The organism is Pseudomonas sp. S44, assembly GCF_016624805.1.
In the GTDB taxonomy this organism is placed as follows: Bacteria; Pseudomonadota; Gammaproteobacteria; order Pseudomonadales; family Pseudomonadaceae; genus Aquipseudomonas; species Aquipseudomonas machongensis.
In genome coordinates this window covers 36,973-61,825 of the sequence record NZ_JACVTY010000010.1, presented here as the reverse complement: position 1 = coordinate 61,825, position 24,853 = coordinate 36,973, and the positions used below count along the sequence as shown (strand labels likewise).

The 24,853-nt window shown below is 63.9% G+C and carries 25 protein-coding genes; 13 read left to right on the top strand and 12 right to left on the bottom strand.

The annotated features are described in order from the left end of the window. Positions 1 to 60: 60 nt before the first annotated feature. The 6 genes from ssuE to IAE40_RS10265 all read left to right on the top strand — a co-directional run bounded on the left by ssuE (position 61) and on the right by IAE40_RS10265 (position 4,787). A complete protein-coding gene (gene ssuE, locus IAE40_RS10290) occupies positions 61 to 654 on the top strand; it encodes an NADPH-dependent FMN reductase (RefSeq protein WP_054891664.1) in 594 nt (197 codons plus the stop codon). Between the two features lie 95 nt (positions 655 to 749). Then, complete coding sequence (locus IAE40_RS10285) at positions 750 to 1,715, top strand: sulfonate ABC transporter substrate-binding protein (protein WP_197889752.1); 966 nt, start codon at positions 750 to 752, stop codon at positions 1,713 to 1,715. A 60-nt stretch (positions 1,716 to 1,775) separates the two neighbouring features. Next, a complete protein-coding gene (gene ssuD, locus IAE40_RS10280) occupies positions 1,776 to 2,924 on the top strand; it encodes an FMNH2-dependent alkanesulfonate monooxygenase (RefSeq protein ID WP_112897126.1) in 1,149 nt (382 codons plus the stop codon). A gap of 10 nt (positions 2,925 to 2,934) precedes the next feature. Further along, on the top strand, positions 2,935 to 3,732 hold the full coding sequence (gene ssuC, locus IAE40_RS10275) for an aliphatic sulfonate ABC transporter permease SsuC (protein ID WP_200603121.1): 798 nt from the start codon (positions 2,935 to 2,937) through the stop codon (positions 3,730 to 3,732). Further along, complete coding sequence (ssuB, locus tag IAE40_RS10270; protein ID WP_186710734.1) at positions 3,729 to 4,541, top strand: aliphatic sulfonates ABC transporter ATP-binding protein; 813 nt, start codon at positions 3,729 to 3,731, stop codon at positions 4,539 to 4,541. Before ssuC ends, ssuB begins: the two co-directional genes overlap by 4 nt. 30 nt (positions 4,542 to 4,571) lie before the next feature. After that, complete coding sequence (locus tag IAE40_RS10265) at positions 4,572 to 4,787, top strand: TOBE domain-containing protein (protein WP_003255829.1); 216 nt, start codon at positions 4,572 to 4,574, stop codon at positions 4,785 to 4,787. A gap of 93 nt (positions 4,788 to 4,880) precedes the next feature. Here IAE40_RS10265 and IAE40_RS10260 read toward each other — a convergent pair whose 3' ends face one another. The 4 genes from IAE40_RS10260 to IAE40_RS10245 all read right to left on the bottom strand — a co-directional run bounded on the left by IAE40_RS10260 (position 4,881) and on the right by IAE40_RS10245 (position 10,069). Further along, a complete protein-coding gene (locus IAE40_RS10260) occupies positions 4,881 to 5,513 on the bottom strand; it encodes a TetR/AcrR family transcriptional regulator (RefSeq protein WP_151925505.1) in 633 nt (210 codons plus the stop codon). Continuing rightward, the gene (gene gshA / locus IAE40_RS10255; RefSeq protein ID WP_162714340.1) at positions 5,513 to 7,090 is read right to left on the bottom strand and encodes a glutamate--cysteine ligase; all 1,578 of its coding nucleotides are present in this window, start codon (positions 7,088 to 7,090) and stop codon (positions 5,513 to 5,515) included. The genes IAE40_RS10260 and gshA overlap by 1 nt, the downstream gene beginning before the upstream one ends. Positions 7,091 to 7,361: 271 nt before the next feature. Beyond that, on the bottom strand, positions 7,362 to 7,745 hold the full coding sequence (locus IAE40_RS10250) for a PaaI family thioesterase (protein WP_054891671.1): 384 nt from the start codon (positions 7,743 to 7,745) through the stop codon (positions 7,362 to 7,364). Continuing rightward, a complete protein-coding gene (locus tag IAE40_RS10245) occupies positions 7,745 to 10,069 on the bottom strand; it encodes a Tex family protein (protein ID WP_063542218.1) in 2,325 nt (774 codons plus the stop codon). Before IAE40_RS10245 ends, IAE40_RS10250 begins: the two co-directional genes overlap by 1 nt. A gap of 228 nt (positions 10,070 to 10,297) precedes the next feature. Between IAE40_RS10245 and ompR the strand changes: the two genes are divergently transcribed. Both ompR and IAE40_RS10235 read left to right on the top strand, forming a co-directional pair. Next, positions 10,298 to 11,038 (top strand): osmolarity response regulator transcription factor OmpR, encoded by a 741-nt coding sequence (gene ompR / locus IAE40_RS10240; RefSeq protein WP_054891673.1) that lies wholly within the window; start codon positions 10,298 to 10,300, stop codon positions 11,036 to 11,038. A gap of 98 nt (positions 11,039 to 11,136) precedes the next feature. Beyond that, complete coding sequence (locus tag IAE40_RS10235) at positions 11,137 to 12,450, top strand: ATP-binding protein (protein ID WP_063542220.1); 1,314 nt, start codon at positions 11,137 to 11,139, stop codon at positions 12,448 to 12,450. A 54-nt stretch (positions 12,451 to 12,504) separates the two neighbouring features. Here IAE40_RS10235 and rimK read toward each other — a convergent pair whose 3' ends face one another. Both rimK and rimB read right to left on the bottom strand, forming a co-directional pair. Next, on the bottom strand, positions 12,505 to 13,410 hold the full coding sequence (gene rimK, locus IAE40_RS10230; RefSeq protein ID WP_015268602.1) for a 30S ribosomal protein S6--L-glutamate ligase: 906 nt from the start codon (positions 13,408 to 13,410) through the stop codon (positions 12,505 to 12,507). After that, positions 13,407 to 13,889 carry a retropepsin-like aspartic endopeptidase RimB gene (rimB, locus tag IAE40_RS10225; RefSeq protein ID WP_063542222.1) on the bottom strand — a complete coding sequence of 161 codons (483 nt, stop codon included), beginning with the start codon at positions 13,887 to 13,889 and terminating at the stop codon, positions 13,407 to 13,409. The genes rimK and rimB overlap by 4 nt, the downstream gene beginning before the upstream one ends. A gap of 109 nt (positions 13,890 to 13,998) precedes the next feature. Here rimB and IAE40_RS10220 point away from each other — a divergent pair, with 109 nt between their 5' ends. After that, positions 13,999 to 14,400 (top strand): RNA-binding S4 domain-containing protein, encoded by a 402-nt coding sequence (locus IAE40_RS10220; protein ID WP_197889754.1) that lies wholly within the window; start codon positions 13,999 to 14,001, stop codon positions 14,398 to 14,400. A gap of 20 nt (positions 14,401 to 14,420) precedes the next feature. Here IAE40_RS10220 and IAE40_RS10215 read toward each other — a convergent pair whose 3' ends face one another. After that, the gene (locus tag IAE40_RS10215) at positions 14,421 to 15,224 is read right to left on the bottom strand and encodes a phosphatase PAP2 family protein (protein WP_063542224.1); all 804 of its coding nucleotides are present in this window, start codon (positions 15,222 to 15,224) and stop codon (positions 14,421 to 14,423) included. 116 nt (positions 15,225 to 15,340) lie between these two features. Here IAE40_RS10215 and hslO point away from each other — a divergent pair, with 116 nt between their 5' ends. The 3 genes from hslO to IAE40_RS10200 all read left to right on the top strand — a co-directional run bounded on the left by hslO (position 15,341) and on the right by IAE40_RS10200 (position 18,540). Then, positions 15,341 to 16,240: an Hsp33 family molecular chaperone HslO gene (hslO, locus tag IAE40_RS10210; protein WP_153772471.1), complete on the top strand. Its 900-nt coding sequence runs from the start codon at positions 15,341 to 15,343 to the stop codon at positions 16,238 to 16,240. A 179-nt stretch (positions 16,241 to 16,419) separates the two neighbouring features. Continuing rightward, positions 16,420 to 17,967: a phosphoenolpyruvate carboxykinase gene (locus tag IAE40_RS10205; protein WP_153772470.1), complete on the top strand. Its 1,548-nt coding sequence runs from the start codon at positions 16,420 to 16,422 to the stop codon at positions 17,965 to 17,967. 138 nt (positions 17,968 to 18,105) lie between these two features. After that, on the top strand, positions 18,106 to 18,540 hold the full coding sequence (locus IAE40_RS10200; RefSeq protein WP_063542228.1) for an acyl-CoA thioesterase: 435 nt from the start codon (positions 18,106 to 18,108) through the stop codon (positions 18,538 to 18,540). Here the strand turns inward: IAE40_RS10200 and IAE40_RS10195 are convergent. From IAE40_RS10195 to fdhD, 5 genes are all read right to left on the bottom strand, one after another. After that, positions 18,530 to 19,186, bottom strand: a complete 657-nt coding sequence (locus IAE40_RS10195) for a response regulator (protein WP_063542230.1) — start codon at positions 19,184 to 19,186, stop codon at positions 18,530 to 18,532. The two genes, IAE40_RS10200 and IAE40_RS10195, sit on opposite strands and share 11 nt — an antisense overlap. 118 nt (positions 19,187 to 19,304) lie before the next feature. Beyond that, complete coding sequence (locus IAE40_RS10190) at positions 19,305 to 20,108, bottom strand: CheR family methyltransferase (RefSeq protein WP_200603120.1); 804 nt, start codon at positions 20,106 to 20,108, stop codon at positions 19,305 to 19,307. Between the two features lie 215 nt (positions 20,109 to 20,323). Beyond that, a complete protein-coding gene (locus tag IAE40_RS10185) occupies positions 20,324 to 20,809 on the bottom strand; it encodes a YMGG-like glycine zipper-containing protein (RefSeq protein WP_054891683.1) in 486 nt (161 codons plus the stop codon). Between the two features lie 234 nt (positions 20,810 to 21,043). After that, a complete protein-coding gene (locus tag IAE40_RS10180; RefSeq protein ID WP_200603119.1) occupies positions 21,044 to 23,389 on the bottom strand; it encodes an FdhF/YdeP family oxidoreductase in 2,346 nt (781 codons plus the stop codon). 5 nt (positions 23,390 to 23,394) lie between these two features. Further along, positions 23,395 to 24,225 (bottom strand): formate dehydrogenase accessory sulfurtransferase FdhD, encoded by an 831-nt coding sequence (fdhD, locus tag IAE40_RS10175; RefSeq protein WP_153772466.1) that lies wholly within the window; start codon positions 24,223 to 24,225, stop codon positions 23,395 to 23,397. Positions 24,226 to 24,400: 175 nt separating this feature from the next. Between fdhD and lysM the strand changes: the two genes are divergently transcribed. Then, positions 24,401 to 24,841, top strand: coding sequence for a peptidoglycan-binding protein LysM (gene lysM / locus IAE40_RS10170; protein ID WP_200603118.1), 441 nt, complete (start codon positions 24,401 to 24,403; stop codon positions 24,839 to 24,841). Positions 24,842 to 24,853 lie beyond the last annotated feature (12 nt).

Here is a 24,853-nt window from a genome sequence, read left to right as displayed (position 1 = left end):
CTAATGTCGGAGTCATTCACAGGGGCCACACCCCGGAACCGAATTGAAGGAAGCGCTGCAATGCTGGTTGTTTCGATAGGTGGTAGCCCCAGTACCCGTTCACGCTCCGGCGTGCTGCTCGAGCGTTCGCGCCAGTGGTTGCAGGATCGTGGTGTGGAGGTGGTGACCTTCCAGGTGCGCGAGTTTCCGGCAGAGGACCTGCTCCACGCACGTTTCGACAGCCCGCAGGTGCAGCACTTCCAGCAACTGGTAGCCCAGGCTGATGGGCTGGTGGTGTCGACCCCGGTGTACAAGGCATCGTTCGCCGGGGCCCTGAAGACGTTGCTCGACCTGCTGCCCGAGCGCGCGCTGGAACACAAGGTGGTCCTGCCGATCGCGACCGGCGGCAGCATCGCCCACATGCTGGCGGTGGATTACGCATTGAAGCCTGTGCTGTCGGCACTCAAGGCGCAGGAGACCCTTCAAGGGATCTTCGCCGACGACAGCCAGGTCGCTTACGCCGAAGGCAATCGCCCGGCACAGTTGGCCGAGGCCCTGGAGGCCCGCCTGCTGGACTCGCTGGAAACCTTCCACAGTGCCCTGGCGCGTCGGCCCAAGCCGGTCGCTCCAGGTGTGCTCAACGAACGCCTGATCAGTGCTCGCTGGAGCATCTGAACGCCCCCGCAAATGCGTCACCGTTTTTCCACCTTACTCGCCCGACAACGAGGCAAGCAGGTGCAACCCGAACCTCATTCGCACAGGAGAGCGCCATGCGCACAGTCTTCTTGCGTCGTGGTCTGGTCGCCCTGTTTGCGGCGGCTGTGTCCTTCGGCGCCATCACCCAAGCCCAGGCCGAGAGCCTGCGCATCGGTTACCAGAAATACGGCACCCTGGTGCTGCTCAAGGCCAAGGGCTCGCTGGAAAAGCGCCTGAAGGAACAGGGCATCGACGTGCAATGGACCGAATTCCCCGGCGGGCCGCAGTTGCTCGAAGGGCTGAACGTCGGCTCGATCGATTTCGGTGTCACCGGCGAAACCCCGCCGGTCTTCGCCCAGGCCGCCGGTGCCGATCTGCTCTACGTGGCCTATGAGCCGCCTGCGCCGCACAGCGAGGCGATCCTCGTGCCCAAGGGTTCGTCGATCCAGTCGGTGAAAGAGCTCAAAGGCAAGAAAGTCGCGCTGAACAAAGGCTCCAACGTGCACTACCTGCTGGTCCGCGCCCTTGAGGACGCCGGCTTGAAATACAGCGACATCCAGCCCGTGTACCTGCCGCCTGCCGATGCCCGCGCCGCCTTCGAGCGTGGCAGCGTCGATGCCTGGGTGATCTGGGACCCGTACCAGGCTGCCGCCGAACAGCAGTTGCAGGCCCGTACCCTGCGTGATGGCAAGGACCTGGTCGACAACCACCAGTTCTACCTGGCCACCCGCAGCTACGCGACCCAGCACCCGGCAGTGATCAGCACCCTGATCGACGAGGTGCGCGCCGTGGGCGAATGGTCCCAGGCCAACCCGCAGCAAGTGACCGACCAGGTCGCGCCGCTGCTCGGCCTGCCGGCCGACATCACCCTGACCTCGGTCAAGCGCCAGGGCTACGGCGCTGCGCCGCTGACGCCCGAAGTGATCGCCGCGCAACAGAAGATCGCCGACACCTTCCAGGCTCTGAAGCTGATTCCCAAGCCCTTGAGCATCAAGGACGTGATCTGGACCCCACCGGCCAAGGTCGCCAGCGCACCTTGAACGATTCGCCTGCGCCGCAGCATCGCTGCGGCTTGAGCCACCCTTGAGGAGACAACTCCAATGAGCCTTAACATTTTCTGGTTCCTCCCCACCCACGGTGACGGCAAGTACCTGGGTACCACCGAAGGCGCACGCGCCGTCGATCACGGCTACCTGACCCAGGTCGCCCAGGCGGCCGATCGCCTGGGTTTCGGTGGCGTGCTGATCCCTACCGGTCGCTCCTGCGAGGACTCCTGGCTGGTTGCGGCATCACTGATTCCGGTGACCCAGAACCTGAAGTTCCTGGTTGCGCTGCGCCCGGGCATCATTTCGCCGACCGTGGCCGCTCGCCAGGCAGCGACCCTGGATCGCCTGTCCAACGGCCGTGCGCTGTTCAATCTGGTGACCGGCGGCGATCCGGACGAGCTGGCCGGTGATGGTCTGCACCTGAACCACCAGGAGCGCTACGAAGCCTCGGTCGAGTTCACCCGCATCTGGCGCAAGGTGCTGGAAGGCGAAGTGGTCGACTATGACGGCAAGCACATCCAGGTGAAGGGCGCCAAGCTGCTTTATCCGCCGATCCAGCAGCCGCGTCCGCCGCTGTATTTCGGCGGTTCGTCCGAGGCCGCACAGGATCTGGCCGCCGAGCAGGTCGAGCTGTACCTGACCTGGGGTGAGCCGCCCGCTGCCGTAGCGGAGAAGATTGCCGCAGTGCGCGAGAAAGCCGCTGCGCAAGGCCGCGAGGTGCGCTTCGGTATCCGCCTGCACGTGATCGTGCGGGAAACCAACGAAGAAGCCTGGGCTGCCGCCGATCGCCTGATTTCGCACCTGGACGACGACACCATTGCCCGCGCCCAGGCCTCGCTGGCGCGCTTCGATTCGGTTGGCCAGCAACGTATGGCCGCCCTGCACAACGGTAACCGCGACAAGCTCGAAGTCAGCCCCAACCTGTGGGCGGGCGTCGGCCTGGTGCGAGGCGGCGCCGGTACCGCACTGGTGGGCGATGGCCCGACGGTCGCGGCACGCGTCAAGGAATACGCCGACCTGGGCATCGATACCTTCATCTTCTCCGGTTATCCGCACCTGGAAGAGTCCTATCGCGTCGCCGAGCTGCTGTTCCCGCACCTGGACGTGCAGCGCCCGGAGCAGGCCAAGACCGGGGGCTACGTGAGCCCGTTCGGTGAAATGGTCGCCAACGACATCCTGCCCAAGTCCGTGTCGCAGAGCTGAGGGTCAGGCCATGAGTCGTGCAACTTCTTCCACCCTGACACAGCGCCTGGCGCCATGGGCCTTGCCCGTGCTGCTGCTGGCGGTGTGGCAGCTGGCGGTCAGCGCTGGATGGTTGTCCACGCGCATCCTGCCGGCACCGAGCGCGGTGGTCAGCGCCGGTGTCGAGCTGGTGCGCAGCGGCGAGATCTGGACGCACCTGGCGATCAGCGGCTGGCGCGCCGGTGTGGGCTTTCTGATTGGCGGCAGCATCGGCCTGTTGCTGGGGTTCATCACCGGCCTTTCGAACTGGGGCGAACGCCTGCTCGACAGCTCGGTACAGATGATCCGCAACGTGCCGCACCTGGCGCTGATCCCGCTGGTGATCCTGTGGTTCGGCATCGACGAGTCGGCGAAGATCTTCCTGGTCGCGCTGGGCACGCTGTTCCCGATCTACCTGAACACCTACCACGGTATCCGTAATGTCGACCCGGCGCTGGTGGAAATGGCGCGCAGCTATGGCCTGTCCGGTTTCTCGCTGTTCTGCCAGGTGATCCTGCCCGGTGCGCTGCCGTCGATCCTGGTCGGTGTGCGCTTCGCCCTGGGCTTCATGTGGCTGACCCTGATCGTTGCCGAGACCATCTCGGCCAATGCCGGTATCGGCTACCTGGCGATGAACGCCCGTGAATTCCTGCAAACCGACGTGGTGGTCCTGGCCATCGTCATGTACGCCGTGCTCGGCAAGCTCGCCGACCTCGCCGCCCGTGGCCTGGAGCGTGTCTGGCTGCGCTGGCACCCCGCCTACCAGGTGGCGAAGAAGGAGGGCGCATGACCGTGCTCAAGGAACAACCGCCGCGCCTGCTGCGTGGCATCCCGCTGGCCGCCAACGGCCTGCGCAAGACCTTCGGCAAGCGTGAAGTGCTGCGCGGTATCGACCTGCACATCCCGGCCGGTCAGTTCGTCGCCATCGTCGGCCGCTCCGGCTGCGGCAAGAGTACCTTGCTGCGCTTGCTGGCCGGTCTGGACCAACCCAGTGCCGGTGAGCTGCTGGCCGGTGCCGCGCCGCTGGCCGATGCGCGCGAGGAAACCCGCCTGATGTTCCAGGACGCCCGTCTGCTGCCCTGGAAGAAGGTTATCGACAACGTCGGCCTGGGCTTGTCCGGTGACTGGCGGCCGCGCGCGGTGCAAGCGCTGGAGGAGGTGGGCCTGGCCGATCGAGCCAACGAATGGCCTGCTGCGCTGTCCGGTGGACAAAAGCAGCGCGTGGCCCTGGCCCGAGCGCTGATCCACCAGCCGCGCCTGCTGCTGCTCGACGAGCCGCTGGGTGCGCTGGATGCCCTGACCCGGATCGAAATGCAGCAACTGATCGAGCGCCTGTGGCGCGAACACGGCTTCACCGTTCTGCTGGTCACCCACGACGTCAACGAAGCCGTCGCCGTGGCCGACCGGGTGATCCTGATCGAGGACGGCGAGGTCGGTCTGGACCTCACCGTCGACCTGGCAAGGCCGCGGGCGCGTGGTTCGCACCGCCTGGCTGCGCTGGAAAGCGAAGTGCTCAACCGTGTCCTGTCCGTCCCTGGCACCCCGCCCGAGCCGGAGCCTGTAGCCCCTTTGCCCACGCAACTGCGTTGGGCCCACTGAATCTGCGAAGCCAACCAAAGGAATCAAGCCATGACCATCAAAGCGATCAACGTCCGTAACCAGTTCAAAGGCACCGTCAAAGAAATCCTCGAAGGCCCGGTATTGTCGGAAATCGACGTGCAGACCGCCTCCGGCATCGTCACTTCGGTGATCACCACCCGTTCCGTGCGCGAGCTGGAACTGCAGGTTGGCAGTGAAGTGATTGCCTTCGTGAAATCGACCGAGGTGTCTATCGCCAAGCTGTGATGGCGTTCGACTCCCAGGCCCTTGTGGAGGCCTTCGCGGGCAAGCCCGCTCCCACGGTTCCCCGTAGGAGCGGGCTTGCCCGCGAAAGCGGTTTCAGCTTGGACGTCTGGCCAGGAAAGGTGGCAGGTAAAGCCCCAGATAAGCCTCGAACACCCGCATCCCTTCCTCCGCCATGCGCGGAGTGATCTGTTCGTGCAACTGCATCGACCGGGCATAGACCCGGTCGCTCAGCTCCATCGCCAAGGCAAACACATCCACGTCGGTGGGCATGCTGGGCAACTGGAAATGCCGGTCGAACAAGCTGTGCATCAGCTTGCCGAGTTCCAGGTCGTGCTGGCGGTCGGCTTGCGCCACTTCACTCAGCCCATGCTGGGCAAGGATCAACTGCCGGGCGGCGGTGTCCTGGCGGTAGATCTCCAGCGTGCGCTGCTCGACCAGGCGTGACAAGCCCTGCCAGGTGCTGAAGGCGTGGGCGTCGATCGGCGCGCTCAGCGCCTCGCGAAAAGCGCGGTGCACATCTGCAGTCAGAGCTTCGAGCAACGCCGGAACGCTGGCGAAGAAGTGATAGACCGAGGACGGAGGGATCTGCGCCCGTTCGGCCACGCTGTAGATCGACAGCCCCGCCACGCCTTCGCCTGCCAGCAGCTCGCGAGCGGCCGCCAGGATCGCTTCGATCCTGGCCTGGCTACTGGCGCGGGGCTTGCGCGGCGAGGGCGTGCGGCTCATCAGTTGCTGATCGCCAGGATGCTGGCCTGGTAGGCACCGACGAACAGGTCGAAGTCGCCGACTTCCTGCTGCTCCAGACGCGACTGTTCGGCCAGCGAATCACGGGCGAGGGTTTCGAAGGCTTGCTGGCGCTCGCCAGGCAGTGCTTGCTCGCGGAAGGTTTCGGCGTGCAGCTTGCTCTGGCGCAGCGAGAATGCGACGAAGCTTTCGTCGTGCTCGGTCATGCGCGCCAGGACCTGTGCAGAAGGTGTCAGCTCAGGGTCGTCGACCTTGGCTTGCTGCGCCTCCAGGGCCTTGGCGTGGTCGTCGCCACCTTGGGCCTGGTCAAGCAGTCCGGCCAGCTGGCCGATGCGGGCGATCAGCTCGCTGGCCCATTCGCGCAGTGTGACCGGCTGGCCATCGCGCTGCAGCTCCAGGCCTGGGCGGCGCCCCTCCTTGACCACGGTGAGGAAGTTGCTGGTGCACTGGCCGCATTCGCCGTTGTCCAGCGACGGGCTCTCATCAAGCGCGCAGAACAGCAGGAAGGCGTCGAGGAAGCGCGCCTCGGTGAGGTCGATGCCCACCGGCAGGAACGGGTTGATGTCCAGGCAACGCACCTCGACATACTGCACGCCGCGCGAGATCAAGGCCTGGATCGGACGTTCGCCGGTGTAGGTCACGCGCTTGGGGCGAATGTTCGAGTAGTACTCGTTCTCGATCTGCAGGATGTTGGTGTTCAACTGCACCCATTCGCCGTCCTTGTGCGTACCCACTTCGACATAGGGTGGGTAAGGCGTGCCAACGGCCTTGCGCAGGCTGTCGGTGTAGCTGGACAGATTGTTGTAGCACGGCGTCAGGCCTGCCTGGGCGTTGCTCTGGTATCCCAGGTCGCTCATGCGCAGGCTGGTGGCGTAGGGCAGGTAGAGGGTGTCGGCGTCCAGCTCTTCGAGCTGGTGCGGGCGGCCGCGCAGGAAGCCTTTGTCCAGCGCTGGCGAGGCGCCGAACAGGTACATCAGCAGCCAGCTGTAGCGGCGGAAGTTGCGGATCAGCGCGATGTAGGCCGACGACTGATAGTCACGGTCGTCCTGTTCGCTGCCTTCGGCTTCACGCAGCAGGGGCCAGAGGGCCTCGGGCAACGAGAAGTTGTAGTGGATGCCGGCGATGCACTGCATGGTGCGGCCGTAGCGCAGGGCCAGGCCCTTGCGGTACACGTGCTTGAGCTTGCCGATGTTGGAGCTGCCGTACTCGGCGATCGGAATGTCTTCCTCGGCGGGCAGCGCGCACGGCATCGACGGGCTCCACAGGTATTCGTCGCCGAGCTTGGTGTAGACGAAGCGGTGGATCTCCTCGAGGTTCTCAAGCACCTTGGCCGGGTCAGGCAGGGCCGGGGTGATGAACTCCAGCAGCGATTCGGAGTAATCGGTGGTGATCTGCTCGTTGGTCAGTGCCGAACCCAGGGCTTCGGGGTGTGGGGTCTGGGCCAGCCGACCTTCGTCGGTCACTCGCAGGCATTCGCGCTCAATGCCGTGCAGGCACTGCTTGAGCAGGGAGAGATTGGCGCCGAGCAAGCTCAGGCGGCGATTGAGGAGGTCGCTCAAGATGGATTCCTTCACGCGTCAGTCGCCCCAATATGGGGGTAGAAATGACGGTCTACAAGGGTAGGGACAAAGGAACTGGCGTTGTCGCCTGGTTTACGCGGTTCCGGTGCTGGTAGCGCAGATACTTCGGGGCCTTGCCGAACCCATCGCGTGACAAGCCCGCTCCCACAAAAGCACCGAGGCACCTGTGTGAGCGGGCTTGTCCCGCGATAGGGTCAGTGACAGCGCCCGACCAATACCGGCAAAAATACCGCAGTTATCACTCGGGCAGCTAGAGAACCGCGAAGGTTCCCTGTGCCTTGGCCACCAGCTTGTCGCCCTGGAGCACGTCGGCGTCGACCACCAGCGTGCGCCGCCCTGCGTGTATCACCCGGGCGGTGCACAGCACTTCGCCGTCGCTGACAGCGCGCATGTAGTTGATCTTGCATTCGATGGTCACGCTTTGCTGGTCGAAGCCATGGCTGGCCGAGCAGGCCAGGCCCATGGCGATGTCCACCAGGCTGAAGATCGCCCCGCCGTGCAGTTTCTGGCCACGGTTGCGCAGGTGTGGTTCCAGCGCCAGTGCCACCTCGGCAACGCCTGTGTCCAGGCGCTGCAGGCGGCAGCCCAGGAGCTGGCTGAAGGCGCTTTCGACGTATTCCTTCGGGACGTCCATCACTTCTTCTTCAACTGCTTGGCGTTGGCGAACAGCGCGGCCATGGCGTTGTTGGCCGGCGCGGCGGTGGCGGTTTCGCGCGGGCGTGGTGCCTGTTGCGAACGGTTGCCGCCGTTGCCGCGTGGGCCGCCACGGTTGCCTTCGACCTTCTCGCCTGGGGTATCGCTCATGCGCATGGACAGGCCGACACGCTTGCGCGGGATATCCACTTCCATGACCTTGACCTTGACCACGTCGCCGGCCTTGACCGCTTCGCGCGGATCCTTGACGAACTTCTCCGACAGCGCCGAGATGTGCACCAGGCCATCCTGGTGCACGCCGATGTCGACGAAGGCGCCGAAGTTGGTGACGTTGGTCACCACGCCTTCGAGGATCATGCCGGGCTCCAGGTCCTTGAGGTCCTCGACGCCATCCTGGAAGGTCGCGGTCTTGAACTCAGGGCGCGGGTCGCGGCCGGGCTTGTCCAGCTCCTGGAGGATGTCGGTGACGGTCGGCAGGCCGAAGGATTCGTCGGTGAATTTCTTCGGGTCGAGGCGCTTGAGGAAGCTGCTGTCGCCGATCAGCGAGCGGATATCGCGGCCGGTGTCGGCGGCGATGCGCTGCACCAGCGGATAGGCCTCGGGGTGCACGGCAGAGGCGTCCAGCGGGTTGTCACCGTTCATCACGCGCAGGAAGCCTGCGGCCTGCTCGAAGGTCTTCTCGCCGAGGCGGCTGACTTTCTTCAGTGCCGCCCGGGTGGCGAACGGGCCGTTGGCGTCGCGGTGGGCGACGATGTTCTGTGCCAGCGTCGCATTGAGGCCGGAGATGCGGGTCAGCAAGGCCACCGAGGCGGTGTTGACGTCCACGCCCACGGCGTTCACGCAGTCCTCGACCACAGCGTCCAGGCCGCGCGCCAATTTCACCTGCGACACATCGTGCTGGTACTGGCCTACCCCGATGGACTTCGGATCGATCTTCACCAGTTCGGCCAGCGGGTCCTGCAGGCGACGGGCAATCGACACCGCGCCGCGGATCGAGACGTCGAGATCGGGGAATTCGCGGGCAGCCAGTTCGGACGCTGAATACACCGAGGCGCCCGCCTCGGAGACCATGATCTTGGTGATCTGCAGTGCCGGGTATTTTTTCACCAGGTCAGCGATCAGTTTGTCGCTTTCGCGGCTGGCGGTGCCGTTGCCGATGGCGATCAGCTCCACCGAATGCTTGGCGCACAGGGCCGCCAGTACGGCGAGGGTGCGGTCCCAGTCGTTCTTCGGCGCGTGCGGGTAGACGGTGGTGTAGTCCAGCAGCTTGCCGGTGGCATCGACTACCGCGACCTTGCAGCCAGTGCGCAGGCCCGGGTCGAAGCCCAGGGTGGCACGCGGGCCGGCGGGGGCGGCCAACAGCAGGTCGTGCAGGTTATGGGCGAAGACGTTGATCGCCTCGCTTTCGGCGTTGTCGCGCAGCTCGCCGAACAGGTCGGTTTCCAGGTGGGTGTAGAGCTTGACCTTCCAGGTCCAGCGCACCACCTCGCCCAGCCATTTGTCGGCCGGGCGGCCGCGGTTTTCGATACCAACGTGGCTGGCGATCATCAGCTCGCACGGGTGCAGGGTGCCCGGTAGTTCCTCGCCGACCTTGAGCGAGGCGCTCAGTACGCCTTCGTTGCGACCGCGGAAGATCGCCAGGGCGCGGTGCGACGGGGCGTTGCGCAGCAGTTCGTCGTGGGCGAAGTAGTCGCGGAACTTGGCGCCTTCCTCTTCCTTGCCCGGCACCACGCGCGCGGTGAGCACCGCCTCCTGCTTGAGGAAACCGCGCAGTTTGTCGAGCAGGGCGGCGTCTTCGGCGAAGCGCTCCATGAGGATGTACTTGGCGCCTTCGAGGGCGGCCTTGACGTCGGCGACGCCCTTGTCGGCGTCGACGAAGCGCGCGGCTTCGCTTTCAGGGTCGCGCTGCGGGTCGTCGAACAGGCCGTCGGCCAGTTCGCCCAGGCCGGCTTCCAGAGCGATCTGGCCCTTGGTGCGGCGCTTTTGCTTGTAAGGCAGGTAAAGGTCTTCGAGGCGGGTCTTGGTGTCGGCGAGCTTGATCTCGCGGGCCAGTTCCGGGGTCAGCTTGCCCTGCTCCTCGATGCTGGCCAGGATGCTGGCGCGGCGCTCGTCGAGTTCACGCAGGTAACGCAGGCGCTCTTCCAGGTGGCGCAGTTGCGTATCGTCCAGGCTGCCGGTCACTTCCTTGCGGTAACGGGCGATGAAGGGCACCGTCGAGCCTTCGTCCAACAGGCCCACGGCCGCCTCGACCTGTTGTGGGCGCACGCCCAGTTCCTCGGCGATACGGCTGTTGATGCTGTCCATGAGAACCACCTGACAAATAGTGAATACTAAGGCCGCAGTGGGGGTTCAGGCCCGGCGGCACTGGATGAAAGCCGCGCATTATACCCATCGAGTCCGGCTTGCGGTGATGGCGCTGAGCCATGTGTGTCGAGCGAGAAGTGGCACCCGGGGAAAAATCTGCTAACAATGCACACGGCACGCGTCGCAATGGCTACGCCATAATGCGCGGCGATATCAGAGGAGTTATTGATGACCAGCACCGCAAACATTGCTGAAGGCGAAAAGATTCTCATCGTTGACGACGATCCGGGGCTGAGCAGCCTGCTGGAGCGTTTCTTCACCAGCAAGGGCTTCCGTGCCCGCGCCGTGCCGAACGTCGAGCAGATGGACCGCCTGCTGGCCCGTGAAGTGTTCAACCTGGTGGTGCTCGATCTCATGCTGCCGGGTGAAGACGGCCTCTCCGCCTGCCGCCGCCTGCGCGCGGCGAACAACCAGATCCCGATCATCATGCTCACCGCCAAGGGCGACGAGCTTAGCCGGATCAAGGGCCTTGAGCTGGGCGCTGACGATTATCTCGCCAAGCCGTTCAACCCCGACGAGTTGGTCGCGCGGGTCAAGGCCGTGCTGCGGCGCCAGGCTCCGAGCGTTCCTGGCGCCCCGGGCAGCGAGGAAGAAACCGTCACGTTCGGCGACTACGAGCTGTCGCTGGCGACCCGCGAACTCAAGCGCGGCGATGAAGTGCACATGCTCACCACCGGTGAATTCGCCGTGCTCAAGGCTCTGGTCATGCATGCTCGCGAACCGCTGACCCGCGACAAACTGATGAACCTGGCCCGCGGCCGTGAGTGGGATGCCCTGGAGCGCTCCATCGATGTGCAGATCTCGCGTCTGCGCCGCATGATCGAGCCCGATCCATCGAAGCCTCGCTACATCCAGACGGTCTGGGGTGTGGGTTATGTCTTCGTGCCGGACGGAAATGCCGGTAAATGAACCGCTGCCATGACACGGCAGGGCGGCCCGCAAGGGTCGCCCTGTTTTCGTCTGTGGTCCCCGCCTTGCTTGTTCCCGCCGTGCAGTAATCGTCGCCAATGAAAACGCCTCTCTGGTTTCCGCAAAGCTTCTTCGCCCGCACCTTGTGGCTGGTACTGATCGTCGTCCTGTTTTCCAAGGCGCTGACGCTGGTGTACCTGCTGATGAACGAGGACGTTCTGGTCGACCGCCAGTACAGCCACGGTGTGGCGCTGACCTTGCGTGCCTATTGGGCGGCCGATGAAGAGAACCGGGACCAGATCGCCGAGGCAGCCGGTCTGATCCGCGTGACCGGCTCGGGTGTGCCGGAGGGTGAGCAGCACTGGCCGTACAGCGAGATCTACCAGCGCCAGATGCAGGCTGAGCTGGGCGAGGATACCGAGGTACGCCTGCGCATCCATGCGCCGCCGGCACTGTGGGTCAATGCGCCGAGCCTGGGGCCGGGTTGGCTGAAGGTGCCGTTGTATCCGCACCCGTTGCGCGGGCAGAAGATCTGGAACGTGCTCGGTTGGTTCCTGGCCATCGGCCTGCTGTCCACCGCGTCGGCCTGGATCTTCGTGCGCCAGCTCAACCAGCCGCTCAAACGCCTGGTGTTCGCTGCCCGTCAGCTTGGGCAGGGGCGCAGCGTGCGCCTGCCCATCAGCGATACACCCAGCGAGATGACCGAGGTGTACCGTGCGTTCAACCAGATGGCCGAGGATGTCGAGCAGGCCGGGCGCGAGCGCGAGCTCATGCTGGCGGGGGTCTCCCACGACCTGCGTACGCCATTGACCCGGCTACGGCTGTCGCTGTCGCTGATGGGGAACGAAAGTGAGCTCAGCGACGACATGGTGCGCGACATCGAAGACATGGACGCCATTCTCGACCAGTTCCTGGCCTTCATTCGCGATGGCCGCGACGAGCCGGTGGAAGAAGTCGACCTGGGTGATCTGATTCGCGAGGTGGTGGCGCCGTATAACCAGCCCGAAGAGCGCGTGCGCCTGTGCCTGGAGCCTATTCCACCCTTCCCGCTACGGCGCGTATCGCTCAAGCGCATGCTGGGCAACCTGATCGGCAATGCCCTGCACCATGCGGGCAAGGGCGTCGAGGTGGCGGCTTATGTGTCAGGTGAGCAGGGGGCGCCGTACGTGGTACTCAGCGTGCTTGACCGGGGTACGGGGATCGACGAATCGGAACTGGAGACCATCTTCAATCCGTTCATTCGCGGCGACCGTGCACGTGGGGGCAAGGGCACCGGGCTGGGCCTGGCGATCGTCAAGCGGATCGCCGCCCAGCATGGCGGCAATGTCGAGTTGCGCAACCGCTCCGGTGGCGGGATCGAGGCGCGGGTACGTTTGCCCTTGGGGCTGTTGCTGCCGCGCGATGCCGTGTGAGGTTCTGTGGTCTCTTTGTGGCTAAAGCCGCGAATAGACCGCCACGATTTCGAATCAACCCTTGCCTTTGGTCCGGGTCTGGTTCGGTCCGCCGTTCTTCTCCAGGTGTTCGATGATCATCCCGGCAACGTTCTTGCCGGTGGTGACTTCGATGCCCTCCAGCCCCGGCGACGAATTCACCTCCATCACCAGCGGGCCATGATTGGAGCGCAGGATATCCACGCCGGCCACGCTGAGGCCCATGACCTTGGCCGCGCGAATGGCCGTCATGCGTTCCTCGGGGGTGATCTTGATCAGGCTGGCCACTCCACCGCGGTGCAGGTTGGAGCGGAACTCACCGGGCTTGGCCTGGCGCTTCATCGAGGCGATGACCTTGTCGCCGACCACGAAGCAGCGGATGTCGGCGCCGCCAGCCTCCTTGATGTATTCCTGGACCATGATGTTCTGCTTCAGGCCCATGAACGCTTCGATGACCGACTCGGCAGCCTTGGTCGTTTCGCACAGCACCACGCCGATGCCCTGGGTGCCTTCGAGCACCTTGATCACCAGCGGTGCACCATTGACCATCTGGATCAGGTCGGGAATGTCATCCGGCGAGTGAGCGAAACCTGTGATCGGCAGACCGATGCCGCGGCGTGACAGCAATTGCAAAGAGCGCAGCTTGTCGCGCGAGCGGGCGATGGCCACCGATTCATTGAGCGGGTAGACGCCCATCATCTCGAACTGGCGCAGCACTGCGCAGCCATAGAAGGTCACCGAGGCGCCGATACGCGGGATCACTGCATCGAAACCTTCCAGCGGTTTGCCGCGATAGTGGATCTGCGGCTTGTGGCTGGCGATGTTCATGTAGGCGCGCAGGGTGTCGATCACGACCATTTCATGGCCGCGCTGGGTGCCGGCTTCGACCAGGCGGCGGGTGGAATACAGACGCGGGTTGCGCGAAAGCACGGCGATCTTCATGCAGCACCTGTGACAGGGGAGAGAGTGGCCGGGAAGGCCGGTTTGTCCTGAACGTACTTGAGGCCGGGGTTGACGACCAGTTGACCGTGGACCAAGGCTTTCGATCCAAGTAACAACCGATAGCGCATGCTCTTGCGGCAAGCCAGGGTGAATTCCACTTCCCAGACTCGGTCGCCCAATGCCAATGGCGTTCGGATCACATAGCGGGTCTGGGCATGTCCGTTGGAGCTCTTGATGGTCTTCATGGTCACCAGAGGCGCTTCGCAGCGGCGATGACGCAGTTGCACTACAGAACCCAGGTGCGCGGTGAAACGTACCCAGGACTGGCCGTCTCGCTCGAAGGGTTCGATGTCGGTGGCGTGCAGGCTGGAGGTGCTGGCGCCAGTGTCGATCTTGGCCCGAAGCCCGGCGAGACCGAGGTCGGGCAGGGCGATCCACTCGCGCAGGCCGATCACTGTCAGATGGTCAAATGTTTTCACGAAGCACACCCTGCGAATGAGGTGGTGAACTGTAAGCATGGCGCGGACTTTTTGCATCCGACAGTTACGGTAGTACAGTTCCGTTAAAGACAGAATTCGAGGTAGAGGGATGGCACAGAAAGCGGAAGACGACGACAAGGTCCGCCTGGACAAATGGCTGTGGGCGGCGCGCTTCTACAAGACGCGTGCGCTGGCCAAGGCGGCGATCGAGAGTGGCAAGGTGCATTGCCGTGGTGAGCGCTGCAAACCGGGCAAGGAACCGCGGGTAGGTGACGAGTTCGTGCTGCGCACCGGTTTCGACGAGAAGACCGTGGTGGTCAAGGCGCTGTCGGTGGTGCGTCGTGGGGCGCCCGAGGCGCAGACCCTCTACGAGGAAACTGCCGACAGCGTGAAGCGCCGCGAGCAGGCCGCCGAACTGCGCAAGGCCGGGGCGATGGGTGTGGCCACCGACGGCCGGCCCAACAAGAAGCAACGGCGGCAGATCCACCAACTGCATGGCAGTTTCGAGTAGACCTGCGCCGTCAGTTGCGCTTAGAAGGCTGTACGCATCACGCTCATGCGCCCGATCAGCGGCAGCTTGCCGAGTACCCTGAACAGCGGTGAGGTCCAGCGCACCAGTGCCGCGCTGGCCTTGGCCGCGAGAGGTGTATGCACGGTCCAGCCCAGAGCCAGTAATGCCATCCCCAGACCACCGATGTAGTCATCCTGCCCCCAGTGCGCGCCAGCGACCAGACGCGGCAGCATGAACAGCACGGCCAGCCCCCAGATCACCAGGCTTTGCACCAGCCGGCGACTGAACAGACTCATGAACAGTGCCCAGAGGAGCAGTACCGAGGCGTGATCGCCCGGGAAGCTCTTGCTGGAACGGTCCTTCAGTTCCCAGTGGGCTTCAAGGTTCGGGTAGTAGTGGCTCAGGCGCACGGCGTCGTCGAATACGATCGACGGGCTGTCATGTTGCCATCCGGATGCATCCACCCACTTGGAAAACAGCGCGCGAACCACCACTAAGAGGAGCAGGCTGACGAAAAAGCCGAAGAATGCCTGCCGTACCTGCACGGCCTTGAACACCCAGTCGCCCTTGATCAGCAGCAGGAGCAGGATCAGACCGACGACGATGTCGAAGGGGCGCAGGCTGCCCAGGGTCCAGATGTAGCGCCAGGTGGTGCTGTCTGCCAGTGGGCCGTTGAGTGCACGGAATAGCCACTCGTCGAAAGTCAGGAACAGGATCTGGCCAAACGGCCACAACCAGAAACACAGTAGAGCGATGGGCAGTAACGTGCAGGCTGCCAGAGGTCCCCAGGACCACTTTTCTTGGAACAGTGGTCGATTATCCATAAAATACCTCAATTACCAGCTGAATTTCCGCGCGTCGGATGCGCTTTACCACGGGCCTTTGTAGGCTCCTGTAATCATTTTGTCACTCTTTTCAGAATTTTCAGATAGCCAAAACCATGAGCGATTTACCGGATACCGATTTCACCCAACGCTTCCTGTTCGAAGAGCGCGATGTGCGCGGCGAATGGGTCGAGCTCGACAAGAGCTACAGCGAAGTGCTTGCCCGTCACCCTTATCCGCAGCCGGTTGCCGCTCTGCTGGGTGAGCTGATGGCTGCTACTTCGCTGCTGGTCGGCGCACTCAAGTTCGATGGCCTGCTGATCCTGCAGGCACGCTCGGAAGGGCCAATCCCGCTGCTGATGGTGGAGTGCTCGGGCGAGCGCGACATCCGCGGCATGGCGCGTTACGAGGCCGAGCAGATCACGGCTGACGCGACCCTGGCCGACCTGATGCCGGATGGTCACCTCACGCTGACCATCGATCCGGTCAAGGGCCAGCGCTACCAGGGCACCGTCGAGCTCGAGGGCGCCAACCTGTCCGAGTGCTTCACCAACTACTTCGTCCAGTCCCAGCAGCTCAACACCCGCTTCTGGCTCGATACCTCGACCGGCAAGGCCCGTGGCCTGCTGCTGCAGCAGTTGCCGGTCGATCGTCAGCGTGACGAGGAAGAACGTGAGGAAAGCTGGCAGTACGTGGTGGCCATGGCCAAGACCCTCAAGCCTGAAGAGTGGGCCGAAGGCAACGAAACCCTGCTGCATCGCCTCTATCACGAGGACGCCGTACGCCTCTTCGACATCGAGCCGCTGCGCTTCCACTGCAGCTGCTCGCGTGAGCGTTCCGGCAACGCCCTGGTCAGCCTCGGCGAGGCGGATGCCAAGGCGCTGGTGGAGGAATGCGGTGGCCAGGTCGAGATCGATTGCCAGTTCTGCAACGAGCGGTATTTCTTCGATGCCAGCGATGTAGCGCAATTGTTTGCGGGTGGTGGCACGGACGAGGCGTCAGAAACTCGCCACTGAAACGCTTCACTACAGGAGATTCTCCTGTCTAATTGCGTAAAAGCGCAGTTACGACAGGAGGGGCCTACTTTTTTTGGGCGTTTCTGGCATAATCCGGCCACTTTTTTCGCTGTAGTAGTTTGAAACAGGCCACTACAAAACGTTTGGAGCACTCGGCCTCGGGCCGGATGGGGTATCTCATGACGCAAGCCAACAACACCGTGTACACCGACCTGACCGTCGACGAGCTGGTAAAACATGCGCTGCAACGCGGTGAAGGCGTGCTGGCCGATACTGGCGCACTGGTCGTGGAAACCGGTCACCGTACTGGCCGTTCGCCCGCTGACCGTTTCATCGTCGATGAACCGAGCACCTCTGCCGCCATCGCCTGGGGCCCGATCAACCGCAAGTTCCCGGCCGACAAGTTCGATGCCCTGTGGGACCGCGTCGAGGCGTTCAACAACGCCCAGGAACACTTCGTCTCCTACGTTCATGTCGGTGCCGCAGCCGAGCACTACCTGCCGGTCAAGATGACCACCCAGACCGCCTGGCAGAACCTGTTCGGCCGTTGCCTGTTCATCAATCCGGAAAAAGGCCAGTTCAACCCGGCCGGCCGCGACCAGTGGCAGATCCTCAACGTCGCCAACTTCGAGTGCGTTCCAGAGCGTGACGGCACCAACTCCGATGGTTGCGTGATCCTCAACTTCGCCCAGAAGAAAGTGCTGATCGCAGGCATGCGCTACGCCGGCGAAATGAAGAAGGCCATGTTCTCGGTACAGAACTTCCTGCTGCCGGAAGTCGACGTGCTGCCGATGCACTGCGCGGCCAACATCGGCGAAGACGGCGATGTGACCCTGTTCTTCGGCCTGTCCGGCACCGGCAAGACCACCCTCTCCGCCGACGAAAGCCGTTACCTGATCGGTGACGACGAGCACGGTTGGGGCGAGGGCGTCGTCTTCAACATGGAAGGTGGTTGCTACGCCAAGTGCATCGACCTGTCCGAGAAGAACGAGCCGGTCATCTGGAAAGCCATCAAGCATGGCGCGGTGCTGGAAAACGTCGTCATCGACGAAGCCGGCCACGCCGACTACACCAATGTCAGCCTGACCCAGAACAGCCGTGCCGCCTACCCACTGGAGCACGTCGCCAAGCGCGCCGAAGCCAACCTGGGTGGCGAGCCTAACGCGGTCATCTTCCTGACCTGCGACCTGACCGGCGTTCTGCCTCCGGTGTCGATCCTGAACAACGAGCAGGCGGCCTACCACTTCCTGTCGGGCTATACCGCGCTGGTCGGTTCCACCGAAATGGGTTCGGGCGGCGGCATCAAGTCGACCTTCTCCACCTGCTTCGGCGCGCCGTTCTTCGCCCGTCCTGCAGGCGAGTACGCCGAGCTGCTGATCAAGCGTATCAACGGCTTCAACTCCAAGGTTTACCTGGTCAACACCGGCTGGACCGGCGGTGGCTACGGTGTTGGCAAGCGCTTCAGCATCCCGACCACCCGTGGCGTGATCGCCGCGATCCAGAGCGGTGCTCTGGTCGGTGCTGAAACCGAGCACCTGGACATCATCAACCTGGACGTACCGAAGTCCGTTCCAGGCGTCGATACCGAGCTGCTCAACCCGCGCGCCACCTGGGCTGACAAGGCCGCTTACGACGAGGCCGCCAAAGGCCTGGCCAAGCTGTTCATCGAAAACTTCAAGAAGTTCGAAGTTTCCGACGCCATCAAGGCCGCTGGCCCGCAGCTGTAAGCTGTACTGCCCGCAGTGAAAAGCCGCCCTTCGGGGCGGCTTTTTCATGTCTGGCGAGCGAGCACTGTGTTTGCGGCTATGGTTTTCCAGACCAGATGTGGGAAGCTCCCCTTTCCTGCCACCCGCCTTGGATACCCCATGACCGAGACCATCCAACGCAGCGCCTTTTCTCATTTCCACCCCATCCTCACGCGTCCACAGGACAACGACCACAACGGCCACCTTGGCGGTTCCACGGTGCATGCCTTCTTCGAGACGGCCATTCAGGCATTTCTCGTCGAGCAGGCCGAGCTGGACCTGCGCGACGGTGAGCTGGCCGGGTTCGTGGTCAGTTCTGCCGCGGATTTCTATGCCTTGCCCGGGTTTCCCGATGTGCTGGAGGTTGGCCTGGGAGTAACGCGGCTTGCTGGCAGCACAGTGGAGTTTCGCCTGGCGTTGTACCGGCCGGGCGAGGTCGAGCCCTGTGCGGCGGGCACTGTGGTACAGGTGTTCATCGAACGCAGCACGGGGCAACCGGCAGTGCTGCCGGAAACCCTGCAACTGATCCTGGCGGGGCTGTCGCTCAATCGTTGAGGCGGATGATCCCCTCGCGCACGGCAAACAGCACCAACCCTGGCACATCGTGGATCTGCAGGCGGTGCATGATCTGCGAGCGATGGGCCTCGATGGTCTTGATGCTCAGCCCCAGCCCATCGGCGATGGAGCGGGTGCTCTCGCCGCGAGCGATCAGGCGCAGGACTTCCAGCTGACGCGTGGTCAGCGGCGCTTGTGCGGGGCTGGGCGGACGTTTGCGACTGTGCTTGAGGGCCTGCCCGATGACCATTGGCAGCACTGTCGAGGAAAGGTACTGTCCGCCGCTGCGCAAGGTCTGCAAGGCCTGCTCGAATTCTGCGACGGTGGCGCTCTTGAGCAGGAAGCCCTGGGCGCCGAGTTGCAGGCAACTCATCACATGCTCCAGTTCCGAGCGGGTCGAGAGCATCAGCACGCGTGTGGCCGGAACCCGGATGAACAGCTCCTGCAACACCTGCTGACAATCCAGCGCATCGCTGTTCATGTCGAGCACGACGATCTCCGGCCGCAGCTTCTCCGCCAGCGCCACGGCGCTCATGCCGTCGTTGGTGTCTCCGACCACGGCATATTCCTTCTTCTGTTCGAGCAGGGCGCGCAGGCCGGCGCGGAAAAGTGGCGAGTCGTCGGCAAGCAGGATTCGGCAGGGCATGGGTCAAGGCCTGTTTCGCAAGGGATGGGGGGCGGCAGGCCTGCTCGATCCACAAGCGCACTGCCGCGCGGGGGCGCGACCAGTCCTTGTCTGCCGTTTGATGCGGCAGTGCTATTCATCATAGGCGTTCGAACACCGACGGCAGTAGTGGCCGCAGGGGCAGATCCAGGCCGTGGATGCTTTCGCTGTGGCCGATCATCAGCAGTCCGCCCGGACGCAGGTGAGGCATCAGGCGCAGCAGGACATCGGCCTTGCATCGCGCGTCGAAGCCCGCGAGCAGGTTGCGTAGCAGGATCACATCGAACTCGCCCAGATCGGTCGGCAATGGCTTGATCAGGTTGATTGTCTCGAAGCGTATCCGTTCGCGCAGGCCCGGTGCGATACGTAGACGACCGGCTGCTTCGTCGGCGCCACACAGGCAATGGCGGTCCAGCCAGCCATGGGGAAAGTAGCGGGCCTGGGCGATGTCGTAGACACCGGCCTCAGCCTGTCGCAGCAGTGCGCTGTCGTAGTCGCTGGCCAGCACCTGCCAGCCGGCGGATGTGCTTTGTTGCGCGACCATGGCCAGGCTCCAGGCCTCTTCGCCACTGGCACAGGCCGCACTCCACAGGCGCGCAGGATGAGCGAGTGTGGGAAGCCAGCGCAGCAACTGTTCGAAGTGGCGGTGCTCGCGAAAGAAGTAGGTGTCCCGGGCGATGAGCAGGTGCAGCAGGTGCGTCTGTTCACTGGGGTGTGCATCGATCAGGTCGAGGTAGGCCTCAAAGCTCGCCAGCCGGTGTAACCGCAAGCGTGCATGCAGCCGATGGGCGACCACGTTCTGGCGATCGTCAGCCAGTTGCAGGCCGGTGGCCTGGGAAACCCGCTGTCGGATGCGCTGGAAGCAGGCGTGGTCGAGGTGCGGCGGGCGCGTATCGTCCGTCATCCTTCTGCTTCCCCGGCGTCGGGCTGGCGTATTGGATTGACGAGGCTCGTGCGCATTCCCTGCGTCCCCTGTTGTGATGGCGGTGGGAAATGATAGCTAGTGGCTAGTTGCCTCCATATCGGGGTGTCCCTTAAGCCCTCGACCTGCCGGAATGCAAAGGCCCCGCCGGGTGAGGGCGGGGCCTTAGGCATCAGGCGTAGGTGAATGGACGCCGATCAGTCACGCCAGTGGCGCTTGTGCTTGCGATGGCCATAGTGATGGCCGTTGTCCCAATGGCGACGGTCGTCGCCACGGCGGTAACGCCGGTCACGATCGCGGTCGTGGCGGTCGTCTTCGTCGGCCTTGTTGCCCATGTAGTTGCCGAGCGCACCGCCGGCACCGCCACCTGCGGCTGCGCCGATCAGGCTACCGGTGCTGCCGCCGACCTGGCGGCCGACGACGTTACCGCCCGCCGCGCCCAGGGCACCACCAATGGCGGCTTCACCACGCTGGCGCTTGTCGGCACCGACGGCACTGCCCGCCGCACCACCTAGGCCCGCGCCAATGGCCGAGCCGGTGTTGCCGCCGATGGACTGGCCGACCACCGAGCCCAGTACCCCACCCAATGCGCCGCCAATGCCGGCCTCGGTGGTGCCGCCTGCCATGGCAACGCCGCTGAGCAGACCAAAAGACAACAACAGAATCGAGGAGTACTTCTTCATCAAGAGAGCCTCAGAGGGATGACGAGGCGGAATTTGAGGCTCGGCGAAGCGGCTGGCAATGGAAATCCGACGAGTAGCACGAGTTGTACACAATTTCCTAACTTGCTGATTTGGCTATGAAACTTTATTCGTTTTTGTCGGTCTCAGGTTACTTGAGACAACAAAAAGCCCCGGTTACTACGCCGGGGCTTTTTGTTTTCTGGTCGGCCGTCAGCGCAGGACGGTCCGCGCCTTTCAGATGATACGCCCGTTCCCGCGCGCCGCCTCGAGCTTGATGGCGATGAACTTCGAGGTTGGCGTGTGACTGCCGTCGCCGATGCTCTCCAGCGGAACCAGCGGATTCACCTCGGGGTAGTAGGCGGCTGCCTGCCCCGCCGGAATGTCGAAGGCCAGCAGGGTGAAACCCTCCACCCGACGCACATGCTCATCACCCCACAACGACACGATGTCGACCTTCTGCCCTGGCTGGAAGCCCAGGCGAACGATGTCGGCCTCGTTGGCGAACAGTACCTCGCGCTGGCCGCGCACGCCGCGGTAGCGGTCGTCCAGGCCGTAGATGGTGGTGTTGTACTGATCGTGCGAACGCATCGACTGCATGATCAGGTCAGGCACCTGGCCGCTGGCGCGTACGCGCTCGTCGAGCAGGGTGTCGGGCAGCAGGTTGGGCTTGAAGTTGGCGCGGCCGCTTGCGGTCTTCCACTGGCGGCTGCCGGCGCTGTTGCCCAGGTAGAAACCACCCGGCAGGTTCAGGCGCTGGTTGAAGTCGGCAAAACCGGGGATGGTATCGGCGATCAGGTCGCGGATCCGATCATAGTCGGCCACTACCCAGTTCCAGTCCACAGGATGGTTGCCCAGGGTGGCGGCGGCGATGCCGGCGACTACCGCAGGTTCCGAGCGCATCTGCTTGGACAGCGCGCGCAACTGGCCGTTGGAGGCGTGGACCATGCTGAACGAGTCTTCCACCGTGACCGCCTGCGGGCCTTCGGCCTGCAGGTCGATATCGGTGCGGCCCAGGCACGGCAGAATCAACGCCTGCTGGCCATGGATCAGGTGGCTGCGGTTGAGCTTGGTGCTGATGTGCACGGTCAGCGCGCAGTTGCGCAGGGCCTGGGCTGTGCGTTCGGTATCCGGGGTGGCCTGGGCGAAGTTGCCGCCCAGCCCGATGAACACCTTGGCCCGGCCTTCGAGCATGGCGTGGATCGCCTCGACCGTGTTGTGACCGTTGCTGCGTGGCACCGGGAAGCCGAAGCGCTTCTCGATGGCATCGAGCAGGGCTACCGGCGGGCGCTCGTTGATGCCCATGGTGCGGTCGCCCTGTACGTTGCTGTGGCCGCGTACCGGGCACAGGCCGGCGCCAGGCACACCGATATTGCCGCGCAGCAGCATCAGGTTGACGATTTCCTGGATGGTCGGCACCGAGTGGCGGTGCTGGGTGATCCCCATCGCCCAGCACATGATCACGCGTTTGCCTTTGCAGTACATGCGTGCCGACAACTCGATATCGTCAAGGGTCAGGCCTGACTGTTCGACGATCTGCTCCCACGGCGTGGCATCGACCACCGCCAGGTACTCGTTCACGCCCTGGCCGTGCTCGGCGATGAACACGTGATCGAAGATCGCAGGTTCGCCATTGGCTTGAGCCTCACGCTCCCACTGCAGCAGGAACTTGGCCATGCCGCGCAGCAGCGCCATGTCGCCACCCAGTGCCGGGCGGAAGAACGCGGTATTGGTCGGCCGGTCGCTGTTGAGCAACATCTCCAGTGGATGTTGTGGGTGCTGGAAGCGCTCCAGGCCGCGCTCCTTGAGCGGATTGACGCAAACCACCTGGGCGCCGCGCTTCACTGCATCGCGCAGCGGGTCGAGCATGCGTGGATGGTTGGTGCCGGGGTTCTGGCCCAGGACGAAGATCGCGTCGGCATGTTCGAAGTCGTCGTAGGTGACGGTGCCCTTGCCGACGCCGACGCTCTGCCCCAGGGCCACGCCGCTGGCCTCGTGGCACATGTTCGAGCAGTCAGGGAAGTTGTTGGTGCCGAAGGCGCGCACGAACAGTTGGTACAGGTACGCCGCCTCGTTGCTGGCCCGCCCGGAGGTATAGAACTCGGCCTGGTCTGGTGACTCCAGCGCCTTGAGGTGGCTGGCGATCAGCTCGAAGGCTGCATCCCAGGCAATCGGCTGGTAACGGTCGCTGGCCGGGTCATAGACCATCGGCTCGGTCAGGCGGCCCTGGTACTCGAGCCAGTAATCGCTCTGCTCAAGCAACGCACTGACGCTGTAGCGGGCGAAGAAGGCGGCGTCGACGCGACGCTTGGTGGCCTCCCAGTTGACGGCCTTGGCGCCGTTCTCGCAGAACTTGACCATGCCGCTCTCGGGCGAGTCGCCCCAGGCGCAGCCAGGGCAGTCGAAGCCGCCGTTCTGGTTGGTCTTGAGAAGTGCACGCAGGTTCTTCAGCGCGTTGTCGCTGCCGACCCAGGCCTTGGCCACGCTGCGCAGTGCGCCCCAGCCGCCGGCTGGGCCGTGGTAGGGCTTGTAGCGTGGGGTGGAAGCGGGGGCGTTGTCTGGAAGTTTCTCGAAGGAGGTCACGGCTTTTACGACTCCGCCGCTGGGCTGAATACCCGCGGTGCGCTGTGTTTGGGCAGATGGATGAGGTTGAGGTTGTGCTTGCGTGCCCATTGCAGGGCAAGGCCGGTCGGTGCCGACAGGCTGACCAGGGTCTGGATGCCGGCACGCAGGACTTTCTGGATCAGCTCCAGGCTGCAGCGGCTGGTGACGATGGCCAGGCCGCCGTGGGTGTCGATGCGCTGGCGCAGCAGGGCACCGATCAGCTTGTCGAGGGCGTTGTGCCGGCCGATGTCTTCGCGGCCCAGCAGCAGTTCGCCGTGGCGGTCCATGAACAGCGCCGCATGAACAGCGCCGCAGTGCTGGCCCAGGGGCTGGAAGGCGTCGATGCGTTGGCGCAGGTCCTTGAGCCATTCCACCGGCGGCAGGGGCGCGCCGGGCAGAGCCTCGAGTTCGGGCAACGCCTGCTCCAGGGCCTCGACGCCACACAGGCCGCAGCCGCTGGTACCGGCCAACTGGCGGCGCTGGTCCTTGAGGTTCCAGAACGCACGGCTGGAGATCTCGAGGTCGGCATACAGCGCCGAACCGCTGCCGGAGAGCTTCAGGTCGTAGATGTCTTCAGTGCTGGAGACGATGCCGCTGCCAATGCTGAAGCCAACGGCGAAATCTTCCAGATCGGTCGGGCTGACCAGCATCACCGCCTGGTTGAGGCCGTTGTAGACGATCGCCAGGGCGACTTCTTCGGCCAGGGGCGTACTGTCGCTCGCCTGGTCGGAGAGTTGCACGTAGTCGTAGATGTTGCTGGCGGCAGGCAGTGACAGAGGCGTTGATGCCGCACAGACCGGAGGCTTGCTGTTCATCGGGGCGGATCACCGGCGGCTTTTTACTTGCACAAGCCTAGGCTTGTGGGCGCGCCGCGTCTAATCGCTAGGGTCGATGCCCTGATAGACCGCGTCGATTGGTCGCAGTGGAGCGGGGTAAGGATTCCTGGCCTAGACTCTCAGGTTCCGAGGAATCATCAACAAGGAGCGCGTCATGAGCCTGTTCAGTTTCGTGAAGGAAGCCGGCGAGAAGTTGATCGATCTGCTGACCCCCGGCAATGCCAATGCCGAGGAACAGTTGAAGAAGCACGTGGAGAGCGTGGGCCTGGGCAATCCGAACATTTCGGCCACCGTAGAGGGTGACAAGGTCATCCTCAAGGGCGAGGTGGCGAGTCAGGAGGAGAAGGAGAAGATCATCCTGGCGGCAGGCAACATCGCCGGGGTGGCTTCGGTGGATGACCAGATCACCGTCACCGGGCCGGTGGCGCAGGCGGCCCGGTTCGTCACGGTGAAGAAGGGCTACACCCTGAGTGCGATCGCCAAGGCCGAGTATGGCGATGCCAGCAAATACCAGAAGATCTTCGAGGCCAACAAGCCGTTGTTGTCACATCCGGACAAGATCTATCCGGGGCAGGTGCTGCGCATTCCTGACTGAGGATCGGTGTTG